The organism is Deltaproteobacteria bacterium IMCC39524, assembly GCA_029667085.1.
Classification (GTDB): domain Bacteria; phylum Desulfobacterota; class Desulfuromonadia; order Desulfuromonadales; family BM103; genus M0040.
This window is the reverse complement of the sequence record JARUHJ010000003.1, coordinates 68875-81323: the sequence shown is the minus strand read 5'-3', so window position 1 is coordinate 81323 and position 12449 is coordinate 68875. Positions and strand designations below refer to the sequence as shown.

The following is a 12449-nucleotide window of genomic DNA, read 5'->3' as shown; positions in this document are numbered from 1 at the left end:
AATGGCCAAGCGTCCTGCACTCGGTAAGGGTATCGGTGCCCTGCTCACGTCTGCTTCCCAGGATGGTCGACACAAATACTTTGTCTGCCCCGTCGAAGAACTCAAGCCGCATCACCAGCAGCCCCGTAAAACCTTCAATGACGCCAAAATGGCGGAACTGGTTGCCTCGATTCGGGAAAAAGGGGTGATCCAGCCCCTGGTTGTCCGTCACGCAGGTGATCATTATCAGATCATCGCCGGTGAACGTCGCTGGCGGGCTTCTCAGAAGGCGGGCCTTAAGGAAGTTCCGGTTGTTATTCAGGATGTCTCTGAAGATTGGGCCATGGAGATGGCCCTGATAGAGAATATCCAACGTGAGGATCTGAACCCGATCGAGGAGGCTGAAGCCTACCGCTACCTGATGAGCACCTTTGATCTGTCTCAGGAAGAAGTGGCCCGTCGGGTCGGTCGTGAACGGCCTACCGTTGCTAACTCCCTGCGCCTGTTACGCCTGCCGGAGATGATCCAGCAGGATGTTGTTGCCGGCCAGTTGACCATGGGTCATGCCCGGGCCATGCTGGCGCTGGAAAGCGCTGCCCGTATCAAGGAAGTCCGAGACCAGGTGGTCAAGAAGCAGTTTTCTGTCCGTCAAACGGAAGCCTTGGTTAAAAAGCTCAAGGGTGGTGTAACCAAAGCGGTTGCCCGCAAGAGCAAGCTTGATCCTGAAATGGTGGATCTTGCTGCCCGGTTGCAGCGCAGCCTCGGCACCAAGGTGAGCATTCTCCCTCAAGCCCGCGGTGGTAAGGGCGGTAAAATCGAGATCAGCTATTATTCGCCGGACGAACTCGAGCGGTTACTTGATATTTTTGAGGGTCGATAGTCGAAAAAGCTTTTTGGTTAGACTCACTATAGAAATCTAGGAAAATTAAGCGATGTTCAACAAGAAGGAAAAAGAACCCATGCGCAAAGAAACTCCGATCGAAAAGAGTGATATCAAGGCCTTTTTGGGACCTGGCAGCCAATTTGAAGGTAAGTTGGTGTTCAATGAGATTGTCCGTCTGGATGGTGCCTTTCGTGGAGAAGTGACGTCACACGACACCCTGATTGTTGGTGAAAGTGCAGATATTCAAGCCGATATCCAGGTTGGAACCTTGATTATGAGTGGTAATTTCAAAGGCAATGTTAAAGCCAAGACAAGGGTTGAGCTCCGTTCTCCGGCTAAAGTTGATGGCACTATTGAGACGCCTGCTATTTCGGTAGAGGATGGCGTGTTGCTGAACGGCACGATTACAATGAACATCGGCGAAAATGCGGCAGGAAGCAAAGCCGTTGAGGTTGACGCCAAGAAGTAGCACCAACCATCCGTGGTGCCTATGACGGGAGAGGATCTTTTTGTGGCGATGTTTTGCGAAAAGAATCTTGACAAGGCATAGGTGCTATGGTAGACATCCACTGCTTTGAGCCCCCAGCTTGAAGCTTTATAGGCGCTTCTAATTTCGTATACAGTATACCGATGTACCTTGAATTATTTAAGGTGCGAACTTAATGAGGTAAGACAGTGATCGAGCTAGACGGGACACTGGTCCTGCAGTTTGTCAATTTCATGATTCTTCTGGTTGTGCTGAATGCACTGCTCTTCAAGCCTTTGCGCGCTGCTCTTCAGGCTCGCAAAGAAACCATTGAGAGTTCCAAGGCCAAGGTTCAGGATATTGATGAGCAGGTACAGTCACAAATTACACGCTACGAGGCACAGCTTCAGGAAGCCCGTCAACAGGGCGTTCAGGAACGTTCTGCCCTGCGTAAGACAGGCCAGGAAGAAGAAGTCCGCATCCTAGGTGAAGCCAATCGTACCGCCGCTGACAAGTTGCAGAAGATCACAGCGCAAATCCAGGAAGAAGCCGACTCTGCCCGTCAGGAACTGCGTGGCCAAACTGAAGCTCTTGCTAAAGAGATTGCCGGTAAGGTACTCGGGAGGGCCGTTTGATGAAAAATTCCAACGCAAAGCTTATGCCCGCCTTGATTAAGTTGACGGTTATGACCGGCCTGGTGTTCTTGCCAGTTGTCGCTCTGGCAAGTGGTGGCGGTGGTCATGCCGACAGTGGTGTCATTCTTAAGGACTTCGCATACCGTTGCTTCAACTTCGCCTTGCTGGTTGGCCTGCTCGCCTATTTTGTAACCAAGCCAATTCGTAAAGGTCTTAAAGGCCGTACCGCAGAGATTGAGAAGACTCTCGCTGACGCTCAGGCTGCCAAAGAGGCTGCTGAGGCTAAACATCTCGAATACAGTGAGAAGCTGGCCAAGGCAACCGAAGAGATTGCCGGTATTACCGACTCGATTCGTCGCGAAGGCGAACTGGAGCGTGACAAGATTATTGCTGCTGCCAAAGAGTTAGCAATCAAGATTGAACAGGAAGCAGATAACAAGGCCTCCGGTGTGGTTGCCAAGGCTCGCGCTGAATTGCGTGAAGAAGCTGCAAGCCTGGCCGTGGAACTTGCAGAAGACATGCTGAAAAAGCAGGTTTCTGCAGACGATCAGAAACGTCTGGTCGATGAATATATGCAAAAAGTGGGAGAACTCCATTGAGTGTCAGTGCCCTAACCAGACGGTATGCCAAGGCGTTGGTTGAGATCGGCATGGAAGAAAAGGCTGTTGAGGCCTATGCCGATGAATTGGCCAAAGTTAAGGAAGTCCTGTCTCAGGAAGAGTTGTTAAGCCAGTTGCTCGACAACCCCACCCTGGCCTTGGACAAGAAGCAGGCAATGCTGTCCGAAGTCTACAAGGCCCTTGAGTTGTCAGAAGGAATGGTCAAGTTTCTCGGCCTTCTCCTGAGCAAGGGACGTCTTTGCTTCCTCAGTCAAATAGAAGAAAGTTACCGACGCCAGGCGGACGAACTGTCCGGTATCCTGAGCGCTAAAATAACAGCTGCCACTGAATTGGATGATGTTCAGCAGCAGGCGATTGCCTCCGGCCTGGAGAAGCAGACCGGTAAGCAGATCGCCTTAACTGTTGAAGTTAATCCTGATCTGATCGGCGGCTTACAAGCGGAAATTGGCGGTCGCCTTTTTGATGGCAGCGTCAAAACTCAACTTAAACGAATCGAAGAATCCTTGAAGAATCCTTAACGAACAGGGTGATGAGGTCGCAATAATGCAAATTAAAGCAGAAGAAATCAGCGCAATTATCAAGAAACAGATCGAAAACTTCGGGCGTGAAGTCGAGGTTAGCGAAACAGGAACCATTATCTCCGCGAGTGACGGTATCGCCCGTATCCATGGCTTGGACAAGGCGATGGCTGGCGAGTTGCTGGAGTTCCCGGGAAACACCATGGGAATGGTTCTCAATCTCGAGGAAGACAACGTTGGTGCTGCGATCCTCGGTGACGCCGAGCACATCAAGGAAGGCGACACAGTCAAGCGAACGGAACGAATCGTTCAGGTTCCGGTCGGCGAAGCGCTGATTGGTCGCGTCGTTAACGGTATCGGTATTCCGATTGATGGCCAGGGTCCGATTGAAACTGACACCTACAGTCAGGTTGAAATCAAGGCACCGGGTATCGTGGAACGTAAATCGGTTCACGAGCCGATGCAGACCGGTCTCAAGGCGATCGACTCGATGGTTCCTATCGGTCGTGGCCAGCGTGAGTTGATCATTGGTGACCGTCAGACCGGCAAGACTGCGGTTGCGATCGACGCCATCATCAATCAAAAAGGTCAGAACATGATCTGCATCTATGTCGCCATCGGCCAGAAGCGCTCGACGGTGGCACAGGTTGTCGACAAGCTGAAGAAGGCAGGCGCCATGGATTACACCATTGTCGTTTCTGCTTCTGCTTCCGAGCCGGCGCCAATGCAGTTCATCTCCCCATACACGGGTGTTACCATGGGCGAGTTCTTCCGCGATAGCGGCAAGCACGCTCTGATTATTTATGATGATCTCTCCAAGCAGGCTGTTGCTTATCGTCAGCTTTCCTTGTTGCTGCGTCGTCCGCCGGGGCGCGAAGCTTACCCTGGTGACGTTTTCTATCTCCATAGCCGTCTGCTCGAGCGTGCTTGCAAGCTCAATGATGCAGAAGGTGCTGGCTCTTTGACGGCGTTGCCGATCATCGAGACCCAGGCTGGAGACGTTTCTGCCTATATCCCGACCAACGTTATCTCGATTACTGATGGTCAGATCTTCCTCGAAACCGACCTGTTCTTTTCAGGTGTGCGTCCGGCGATCAACGTTGGCCTCTCGGTTTCACGAGTTGGTGGTTCTGCCCAGGTCAAAGCGATGAAACAGGTCGCTGGTACCTTGCGTCTGGCTCTCGCCTCTTATCGTGAGATGGCAGCCTTTGCTCAGTTCGGTTCCGACCTTGATGCTGCGACCCAGCGTCAGTTGAATCGTGGCGCGCGTCTGGTTGAAATCCTCAAGCAGGGTCAGTATGTGCCTCTGCCGGTTGAGAAGCAGGTCGTGGCGATCTTCGCGGTTAACAATGGCTATGTCGATGAATATGAAGCAACCGACGTCCAGCGTTACGAGAGTGAAATGATCTCCTTCATGGAAAGCAGCTATGCTGACGTTCTGTCTACGCTTGCTGAAAAGAAAGCCATCGATGACGAGCTGGAAGGCAAGATTAAAGCCGCTCTCGATGAATTCAAGGGCCAGTTTGTCGCTTAATAACGCAACGATCGGGTAAGAAGAGATGGCAAGTCTTAAAGACATAAAAAAACGAATAGGCACGGTCAAGAACACTCAGCAGATCACCAAGGCCATGAAAATGGTTTCGGCGGCCAAACTGCGGCGTGCTCAAGAAGCCGTTGTAGCGGCTCGTCCCTATGCAGACAAAATGGCTGATGTACTCTCCAGCCTGGCACTGCGTGAAGACGCCGATAGCCACCCTCTGCTGGCAGAACGCGGCAAAGGCAAGGCATTAGTCGTTCTGATTACTGGCGATCGAGGGCTCTGTGGCGGCTTCAACACCAACATCTCCAAAGCCGCTGAACGGTTTATCCGTGAAAAAGGCGAAGGCTTCGAGAGCTACGAGCTGTTAATCGTTGGTCGTAAGGGCAACGATTACCTCAAACGTCGCGCAGGCATGGAGATCACCAAGGTTCATGAAAACCTGGTTGGTACCGGGCAGGTGTCCTACCCGACTGGAGCGCTGCTTGGCCAGGAAGTCATTGAGCTCTATCGCAGCGGTGATTACGATAGCGTTTTCCTGATTTACAATGCTTTCCAGAGTGCTATGACCCAGGTGCAAACGGTCACTCAGCTGTTACCGATCGTACCGAAGGTCGTGGATGAAGGTGCGCAGGTTACCGAATATATCTATGAGCCGAATGCCAATGAGGTTCTGGAAGAAATTCTGCCCAAGCACATCGAAGTACAGATTTTCCGCTCCTTGCTTGAATCCGCGGCTTCAGAACACGGTGCCCGGATGACGGCCATGGATAGTGCCAGTAAGAATGCCTCGGAAATGATTGGCAAGCTGACCCTGCAGTACAATCGTGCCCGTCAGGCTGCTATCACCAAGGAACTGCTGGAGATTATCTCCGGCGCTGAGTCTATTAAAGCTTAAGAATTCAACGAAATATATAAGAACAACCCACCCGCAAGCCGAGTGGGCAAAATGGAGGAACGGTTCATCATGAATAAAGGACGCATCACACAGGTCATCGGCCCGGTTGTCGACGTCGAATTTGAAGCTGGCAAGCTGCCCGAGATCTATCACGCGCTTAAGGTGACCAACCCGGCGGTTGACGATCGGGAGTGGAACCTGGTTCTGGAAGTTGCCCAGCATCTTGGTGAAAATACAGTACGTACTATCGCTATGGACGCTACCGATGGTCTGGTTCGCGGGCAGGATGCACTCGACACTGGCAAGCAGATTGTTATGCCTGTCGGTCCCAAGACCCTCGGCCGGATTATGAACGTGATCGGCGAGCCGGTTGATGAAGCTGGTCCGATCGGTGCAGAGAAGGAATGGGGCATCCATCGTCCTGCTCCTGAGTTCATTGAACAATCGACCAAGGTCGAAGCCTTCGAAACGGGCATCAAAGTCGTTGACTTGCTCGCACCTTACGCCCGTGGCGGTAAGATTGGCCTGTTCGGCGGCGCCGGTGTCGGTAAAACCGTTCTTATCATGGAGCTGATCAACAACATCGCCAAGCAGCACGGCGGTTACTCGGTCTTCGCCGGTGTCGGTGAGCGTACCCGTGAGGGTAACGACCTCTGGCACGAGATGAAGGATTCCGGCGTTCTTGATAAAGCCGCCCTGGTTTACGGCCAGATGAATGAGCCTCCAGGAGCCCGTGCTCGTGTTGCTCTTTCAGCTCTGACCGTTGCTGAATATTTCCGTGACGAAGAAGGTCAGGACGTTCTGCTCTTCGTTGACAATATCTTCCGTTTCACCCAGGCAGGTTCCGAGGTTTCGGCGCTGCTCGGTCGTATCCCTTCAGCGGTTGGTTACCAGCCCACCCTGGCCACCGAGATGGGTGAGCTTCAGGAACGTATTACCACAACCAGCAAAGGTTCGATCACTTCGGTTCAGGCGATCTACGTTCCTGCCGATGACTTGACTGACCCTGCACCTGCAACGGCTTTTGCCCACCTCGACGCAACCACGGTTCTTTCCCGTCAGATCGCCGAGCTCGGTATCTACCCTGCGGTTGACCCGCTCGACTCCACCAGTCGGATTCTCGATCCTCAGGTTATTGGTGATGAGCATTACAAGTGTGCCCGTGACGTTCAGTACGTATTGCAGCGCTACAAAGATCTGCAGGACATCATCGCGATCCTCGGTATGGACGAGCTCTCCGAAGATGATAAACTGACCGTATCGCGTGCCCGTAAGATTCAAAAATTCCTCTCCCAGCCGTTCTTCGTTGCCGAAACCTTCACCGGTTCTCCAGGCAAGTACGTGGAACTGAAGGACACCATCAAGGGTTTCCGTGATCTGGTCGATGGCAAGTACGACGATATCCCGGAGCAGGCCTTCTACCTGGTTGGTACAATTGAGGAAGCCCTCGAAAAAGCCAAGGAAATGGCAGCTTAATCAGACGATTCCGGCATAAAGGAATAAATAGGCATGGCAGATAAGCTTAAATTGGAAATGGTTACACCATATAAGCGCGTGTTATCGGAAGAGGTTGACGAAGTCACCGCTCCCGGCACCGTTGGCGAGTTTGGTGTTCTTCCCGACCATACGTCCCTGCTGACCACCTTGAAGGTTGGTGAGTTAACCTATAATAAGGACGGCGAGACGTTTCACGTTGCAGTCAACTGGGGTTATGTGGAAGTTGAAGACAATGTTATGACTGTGCTGGTCGAAACAGCTGAGCCGGCTGATCAGATTGATCTGGAACGTGCCAAAGCCGCCCTCTCTCGCGCAGAGGAAGCTCTCAAGAAGCTTACAAGCGAAGACAAAGAGTTCAAGATCATGGAGTGCGCCCTGGAACGTGCCTTAATTCGTGTCCAGGTGGCGAGTAAGAAAGTCCACTGATGTGGCATTGAAATAATGATTAAAGGGCGACTCTTGCGAGTCGCCCTTTTTCGTTTATAAGTGTCAGATTGTGTTTTTATGGATTTATTGGTGCTTTGCACGCTGCTTGTATGATGAAAATTTAAACCTTAACAGGGGCGCTCAGAAAAGGCTCTTACAGCCCCCTGGAGGCACCCGAAGAGAAAAACCTGCCTGGACCACTTAAAACAAAAAAACTTTGATTGAGGCGTAAATATGGAAGGCTTTTTCGAGCAGGCATTGCGAAATTTTACTTCACACGATTTCCGTTTGCGTTGAATAAAGTTTTTGATATCTTTGAATGTATTGTGAGGGTGCTACCCTGTAGATGACTTCTTCGTTGCTCAGTTTATATGTCTTTTGGACTCTCTTCATGGGACGTACATGTCGATAAAGAAGTAACAAGTAATTCCACAACTAACCATAATAATAAAGGACCTTACATGTTTTTGAGAGAGCTTGCGGGAAACATGAGCGGCAACATACCCACCCACTAATGTTCCAAGTAAAACACTAATGCCCTCATGCCATGCAATGACTCCACTGAAAATAAATAAAACAATCGCGATCATCGATATGGCTGATGACACAAGGAGTTTCAAACCATTCATCGTGTTAATGTTAGAATAACCTGCCAGTGCCAGATAGCTGAGAACAATTATTCCCAAACCAGCATTAAAAAACCCACCATAGATACATATCCCCAGCAGCAAGAGAATCAGCAATAAACGGCCTATAATTGTGGCATGTTGGTGATATGAAGCGAACTGTTTTAATGTACTATTAAGTTTCCCACCGAAGATAAAGAGTAGTGTTGCAAATAATAGTAGCCAGGGAATGATTTCACGAAATATGGATTCTGGTGTCTGAAGAAGCAACCATGCACCTGCGATACCACCAGCCAGGCTAATCAGAAGAATGAGCGGCAATTCTCTCTTGTGCGCGTATAGATCTTTTCGGAACGCATAAGCGCCGCTCAAATAACCAGCACAGGAAGCAAAAGTATTTGTGGCATTGGCACTAATCGGAGGCACCCCAAAAAAGAGGAGTGCAGGAAAGGTTATGAAACTTCCACCTCCGGCGATCGAGTTAAGAATCCCTCCAAAAAAACCTGCAGTAAAAAGTGATAATAATTTAAACAACATATTTGAAAACTCCCGCAATGCTCGTGTCGTCAGTTGAATTCCGGTTGTTTGCACAGCTAGTAACTGGATGGGGAGTCTGGCCGATAACTTGTGGGTGCGAACAGCTTGTTTGCCTGCTTCAACGATCGTTTCAGGTGCTCTGCGCTGTGCGCTTCGAGGGTCATGCTCGGAAGAGTCGGCATGCTGCGCAGTTTATTCTGTAGAGGTGAGAAGTCTATCGTGCCCTCACCGACCGGCAGATGTTCGTCAGCTACGCCGTGGTTGTCGTGCAGGTGAAGATGCAAAAGGCGTGGGCCAATGGCGTCGAGCCAATCTGTCATGTTGGTTTTGCCGAACAGGTGCCAATGCCCGGCGTCAAAGCAGTGACCAAACCATTCTGAATCAATTTCATCCACAAGTTGTACGAGCAGGTCGGGCGCATCTTCGTAGATGTTCTCAATAGCCAAACGACATCCACATGCTGCGGCCTGGTCAATCAGAGGTAGCAAGAACTCCTTTGCCTTGACCAACCAGACTTGTTCGAGGTTCGGGTACCGCCATTTATCGACTCCCGGATGAATAACCATCAGGTGGGCGTTAAGACGCCCGGCCGCAGTAAGGGCCTGGGTCAACCGTTGCCTTGTTGCCTGGCGGATCAGTGGATCGAGGGCGCCGGGGTTGAGATCGAAAAAGGGCGCGTGGAGGGTTGGTCTGATCTGAGCTGCAGCAAGTTTTTGACTGGATTGATCGAGCAGGCTTTCGTCCAGAGTGTCGAACTCGGGGCCCTTGATGGCAATTTCTGGAGCGAGTTCAAGCGCAAGGACCAGATCCAGGTCGGTTGTGATCTGTGCCCAGGGAATATGGGCTCCAAAGCGAGGACGGGTCATTGCTGCAAGCCTCCGGCAATCTTTTCCAGCTTTTCGATAGCAGGTATTTCACCAAGTGTGATCAGCACGGATATCGGTTCAATGACAGTGTAGGATGGTGGAATAAAGGTCATTTCGTTGTCGGTGAGTTTGATGCCGACTGTTGCCAGGGTAATGACGGTCATGTAGAGGGAATCGAAAAGCGACCAACCTTCGACCATGGAATAACCAAAAGTGCCGATCGCGATGATCGATACAAGTGCGCCGATAGAGAAGCGAAGATGTCCAATCGGATCCATACTTTAACCTCAAGAAAAACTTATGGGATGATAATCATGCATAGAATAAAAGGCAAGCAGTTAAGTGGTTTAGGAATGTTTGTGAAAGAGAAATAGCTTGACATTGGGTGTATACTGTATACAATTTGTGGAAGACTAATAAAACGGAGTTTCTCTTGCGCAAAAAACCAATTGAAAGACATCAGACCCTAAGAGAAAAAATCCTGGAGATGATCCGGGATGCTATCCTCAAGGGAACGATGAAACCAGGCGAACGAGTCTCGGAGCCAGAGCTGGCGGAACGTTTCGGCATCAGCCGTACCCCGATCAGGGAGGCTTTTCGGCAGCTTGAATCTGAGGGCTATCTTGTTGTGGTTCCACGCAAGGGAGCCGTTGTTGCGTCCTTGTCAGAGCGGGATATAGAAGAGTTTTATGCGATCAAGATTCTCCTTGAAGGTTTTGCTGCGAAGATGGCAGCAGAAAAACTGACCGTGAAAGATATCGATCGGCTCGAATCAATTAACGAGCGGCTTAAGAAGATCGCCGTGGAGGGTGACGTCAAGAGCTTTTTCCGTGTGCATAATGAGTTTCACGATCTCTTTATCAAGGCGGCCGGTAACGATAAACTCTACGAGATGATTAACCAGCTGGTGATGAGGTTCAAGCGCCTGCGCCTGGCGTCTCTTTCACAGCCCGGCCGTATGGAAATATCAGTGGAAGAGCACCGCAATATGATCGAAGCCTTTAGGAACCATGATGGAGAACGGGCAGATAGCTTGGTACGGCACGCTGCAACCATCGGTGCCGGAGTACTGATTCAGAGTATGTCAGAAGCTGAAACTGTTGCAAATAATGCGGAGTCAGCCTAGAAACATAAAAATTGCTGCAGGCAATCGTGTGATATGAGGTGAATAAAGAGGGCTCGTCTGAATGGACGGGCCCTCTTTCTGTTGGTGCAAAGGGCACCAACAAGCAGGAAAGAAGGTGGTCTTAGTTGCGCAAACGATAACTGCGACCAATCAGGAGGGCAGCCCAGGCAAAAAGTCCCAGAGCCATCGCAATAACCGTGCAGAAAGAGACGACAAAGGACAGGTCGCCGACACCGAGAATCGCATAACGGAAACCGTCAATCAGGTAGAAAAGCGGGTTGAGGTGAGAAAGATTGGCCCAGAGTGGCGGCAGGATGGAGATCGGGTAAAATACGCCGCCGAGATAGATCAGGGGTAAAATGATGAAGTTGGTGTACATCGACAGCGAATCGAAGTTGTCTGCGTGGATCGCAGCGATAATGCCGAACTGGGCAAAGAGGAAGCTGGCGAGGCAAGCCATGGCGATCGCGGCAAAAGGGTGCGCCCAGGGCAGCGTGGCAAAAAGACAGGAGATCACCCAGACCACAAGGCCCACAGCCAGCCCGCGCAACATGGCGGCCAGGGTGTAAGCCATGATGAACTGGGTCGGCGTGACTGGTGTGACCAGAAGGTCGACTATGCTGCCAAGGTAGCGCGACATGAAGAGCGAGGAGGCCACGTTGGAGAAAGAGTTGTTGATGACACCCATCAGGATCAGACCAGGTATAACGAACTGGGCATAGCTGAAGCCTTCGAGTACGCTGATACGTTCACCGAGGGTGGCTCCGAAGATAAAGAGATAAAGCGAGGCGGTGATGACCGGGGTGACCAGGGTCTGGGAGGCCACGCGCAGGAACCGGCGGATTTCTTTTCTCAGCAGGGTGTAAAAAGGCAGCCAGGAGTTGAAGGAGTTGTCGCTCTGTTGATTCATGCGTCCACCCTGCCCGCCTTGGTCATTTGCAGAAAAATTTCTTCGAGCCCGGCACTTCTGGTTTCGATATCGGCGATCGACAGGCCGATCTCACAGAGTCGTTGCAACAGGTCACCGGTCGGTTGACTGGTCGACAAGGTCAACTGCAAGGTTGTACCGGACGCGTCAAGTTCCGTTGCCTGGCAACAAAGATTATCGGGCACTTGTGTAATCGGCTCCTGCAGGTGGACAATGATCGTGCGCGTGCCAAGTTCCTGCAGCAGGGTCTCGGTTGTTTCAAGTGCAATGACCTTGCCGTGGTTCATGATAGCGAGGCGCTCGCACATCTGCTCGGCCTCTTCAAGGTAATGAGTGGTCAGGAGAATGGTCGTGCCCTGCTGGTTGATTTCACGCACAAAATCCCAGAGCGTATGGCGCAGTTCCACGTCGACACCGGCGGTCGGTTCATCAAGGATGAGCAGCCGGGGCTTGTGAATCAGCGCTTTGGCGATCATGAAACGGCGCTTCATGCCGCCGGAGAGCTTGATCATCACCTTGTGCAGGTGTGGTTTAAGTCCCAGGCGGTCGATTAATTGCAGCCGCCAGGCTTCATCATCACGAACGCCGTAATAGCCGGCGTGCAGTTTCAGGGCCTGGTCGATGGTGAAGAAATTATCGATGACGATTTCCTGATGCATAACGCCAACCATACGTCGGGTGGTGCGGTAGTCCTTCTGGTTGTCTGCACCGAAGATCTCGATGGAGCCGCTACCGATGCGCGAGACACCGCCGATCATGTTGATTGTCGTGCTTTTACCGGCACCGTTAGGGCCGAGCAGACCGAATATTTCTCCGGGCTCGATCGTAAACGAGATGTCGTTGACGGCGATGGCACCGTCGAACTCTTTAGAGAGGTTATGAATGGCAAGAGCTGGAGTCGTCATGG

15 protein-coding genes are annotated in these 12449 nt (G+C 51.4%); 10 read left to right on the top strand and 5 right to left on the bottom strand.

Translation table 11 applies throughout. The annotated features are described in order from the left end of the window. The first annotated feature begins 1 nt into the window (after position 1). The 9 genes from P9J64_08505 (at position 2) to P9J64_08465 (ending at position 7459) form a co-directional block, all read left to right on the top strand. A complete protein-coding gene (locus P9J64_08505; protein ID MDG5468358.1) occupies positions 2-859 on the top strand; it encodes a ParB/RepB/Spo0J family partition protein in 858 nt (285 codons plus the stop codon). A 79-nt stretch (positions 860-938) separates the two neighbouring features. Then, entirely contained in the window at positions 939-1331 is a 393-nt protein-coding gene (locus P9J64_08500; GenBank protein MDG5468357.1) for a polymer-forming cytoskeletal protein, read from the top strand. Positions 1332-1537: 206 nt separating this feature from the next. Continuing rightward, positions 1538-1963 (top strand): ATP synthase F0 subunit B, encoded by a 426-nt coding sequence (locus P9J64_08495; GenBank protein MDG5468356.1) that lies wholly within the window; start codon positions 1538-1540, stop codon positions 1961-1963. After that, complete coding sequence (atpF, locus tag P9J64_08490; protein ID MDG5468355.1) at positions 1963-2562, top strand: F0F1 ATP synthase subunit B; 600 nt, start codon at positions 1963-1965, stop codon at positions 2560-2562. Before P9J64_08495 ends, atpF begins: the two co-directional genes overlap by 1 nt. Next, the gene (atpH, locus tag P9J64_08485; GenBank protein ID MDG5468354.1) at positions 2559-3101 is read left to right on the top strand and encodes an ATP synthase F1 subunit delta; all 543 of its coding nucleotides are present in this window, start codon (positions 2559-2561) and stop codon (positions 3099-3101) included. The genes atpF and atpH overlap by 4 nt, the downstream gene beginning before the upstream one ends. A 25-nt stretch (positions 3102-3126) precedes the next feature. After that, complete coding sequence (atpA, locus tag P9J64_08480) at positions 3127-4635, top strand: F0F1 ATP synthase subunit alpha (GenBank protein ID MDG5468353.1); 1509 nt, start codon at positions 3127-3129, stop codon at positions 4633-4635. Between the two features lie 25 nt (positions 4636-4660). Then, entirely contained in the window at positions 4661-5536 is an 876-nt protein-coding gene (gene atpG / locus P9J64_08475; GenBank protein MDG5468352.1) for an ATP synthase F1 subunit gamma, read from the top strand. A gap of 69 nt (positions 5537-5605) precedes the next feature. Further along, positions 5606-7012, top strand: coding sequence for a F0F1 ATP synthase subunit beta (atpD, locus tag P9J64_08470; GenBank protein ID MDG5468351.1), 1407 nt, complete (start codon positions 5606-5608; stop codon positions 7010-7012). A 33-nt stretch (positions 7013-7045) separates the two neighbouring features. Continuing rightward, on the top strand, positions 7046-7459 hold the full coding sequence (locus tag P9J64_08465; GenBank protein ID MDG5468350.1) for a F0F1 ATP synthase subunit epsilon: 414 nt from the start codon (positions 7046-7048) through the stop codon (positions 7457-7459). A 389-nt stretch (positions 7460-7848) separates the two neighbouring features. Here the strand turns inward: P9J64_08465 and P9J64_08460 are convergent, their stop codons facing one another. Genes P9J64_08460 through P9J64_08450 form a run of 3 tightly spaced genes read right to left on the bottom strand, consistent with a single transcriptional unit; the run spans position 7849 to position 9766 of the window. Next, positions 7849-8622: a sulfite exporter TauE/SafE family protein gene (locus P9J64_08460; protein MDG5468349.1), complete on the bottom strand. Its 774-nt coding sequence runs from the start codon at positions 8620-8622 to the stop codon at positions 7849-7851. Between the two features lie 56 nt (positions 8623-8678). Then, positions 8679-9488, bottom strand: a complete 810-nt coding sequence (locus P9J64_08455; protein MDG5468348.1) for a sugar phosphate isomerase/epimerase — start codon at positions 9486-9488, stop codon at positions 8679-8681. Continuing rightward, positions 9485-9766 (bottom strand): ion channel, encoded by a 282-nt coding sequence (locus P9J64_08450; protein MDG5468347.1) that lies wholly within the window; start codon positions 9764-9766, stop codon positions 9485-9487. The genes P9J64_08455 and P9J64_08450 overlap by 4 nt, the downstream gene beginning before the upstream one ends. Positions 9767-9921: 155 nt before the next feature. Here P9J64_08450 and P9J64_08445 point away from each other — a divergent pair, with 155 nt between their 5' ends. Further along, a complete protein-coding gene (locus P9J64_08445) occupies positions 9922-10614 on the top strand; it encodes a GntR family transcriptional regulator (protein ID MDG5468346.1) in 693 nt (230 codons plus the stop codon). Between the two features lie 121 nt (positions 10615-10735). On the opposite strand, the gene P9J64_08440 is transcribed toward P9J64_08445, so the two are convergent. Both P9J64_08440 and P9J64_08435 read right to left on the bottom strand, forming a co-directional pair. Further along, on the bottom strand, positions 10736-11524 hold the full coding sequence (locus P9J64_08440; GenBank protein ID MDG5468345.1) for an ABC transporter permease: 789 nt from the start codon (positions 11522-11524) through the stop codon (positions 10736-10738). Continuing rightward, entirely contained in the window at positions 11521-12447 is a 927-nt protein-coding gene (locus P9J64_08435; GenBank protein ID MDG5468344.1) for an ABC transporter ATP-binding protein, read from the bottom strand. Before P9J64_08435 ends, P9J64_08440 begins: the two co-directional genes overlap by 4 nt. Positions 12448-12449 lie beyond the last annotated feature (2 nt).

Coding starts and splice junctions, on each gene's coding strand:
- atpD (MDG5468351.1), top strand. CDS start 5,606: ATGAATAAAGGACGCATCACACAGGTCATCGGCCCGGTTGTCGACGTC.
- atpG (MDG5468352.1), top strand. CDS start 4,661: ATGGCAAGTCTTAAAGACATAAAAAAACGAATAGGCACGGTCAAGAAC.
- P9J64_08450 (MDG5468347.1), bottom strand. CDS start 9,766: ATGGATCCGATTGGACATCTTCGCTTCTCTATCGGCGCACTTGTATCG.
- P9J64_08500 (MDG5468357.1), top strand. CDS start 939: ATGCGCAAAGAAACTCCGATCGAAAAGAGTGATATCAAGGCCTTTTTG.
- atpA (MDG5468353.1), top strand. CDS start 3,127: ATGCAAATTAAAGCAGAAGAAATCAGCGCAATTATCAAGAAACAGATC.
- P9J64_08460 (MDG5468349.1), bottom strand. CDS start 8,622: ATGTTGTTTAAATTATTATCACTTTTTACTGCAGGTTTTTTTGGAGGG.
- P9J64_08465 (MDG5468350.1), top strand. CDS start 7,046: ATGGCAGATAAGCTTAAATTGGAAATGGTTACACCATATAAGCGCGTG.
- P9J64_08440 (MDG5468345.1), bottom strand. CDS start 11,524: ATGAATCAACAGAGCGACAACTCCTTCAACTCCTGGCTGCCTTTTTAC.
- P9J64_08505 (MDG5468358.1), top strand. CDS start 2: ATGGCCAAGCGTCCTGCACTCGGTAAGGGTATCGGTGCCCTGCTCACG.
- P9J64_08435 (MDG5468344.1), bottom strand. CDS start 12,447: ATGACGACTCCAGCTCTTGCCATTCATAACCTCTCTAAAGAGTTCGAC.
- P9J64_08455 (MDG5468348.1), bottom strand. CDS start 9,488: ATGACCCGTCCTCGCTTTGGAGCCCATATTCCCTGGGCACAGATCACA.
- atpF (MDG5468355.1), top strand. CDS start 1,963: ATGAAAAATTCCAACGCAAAGCTTATGCCCGCCTTGATTAAGTTGACG.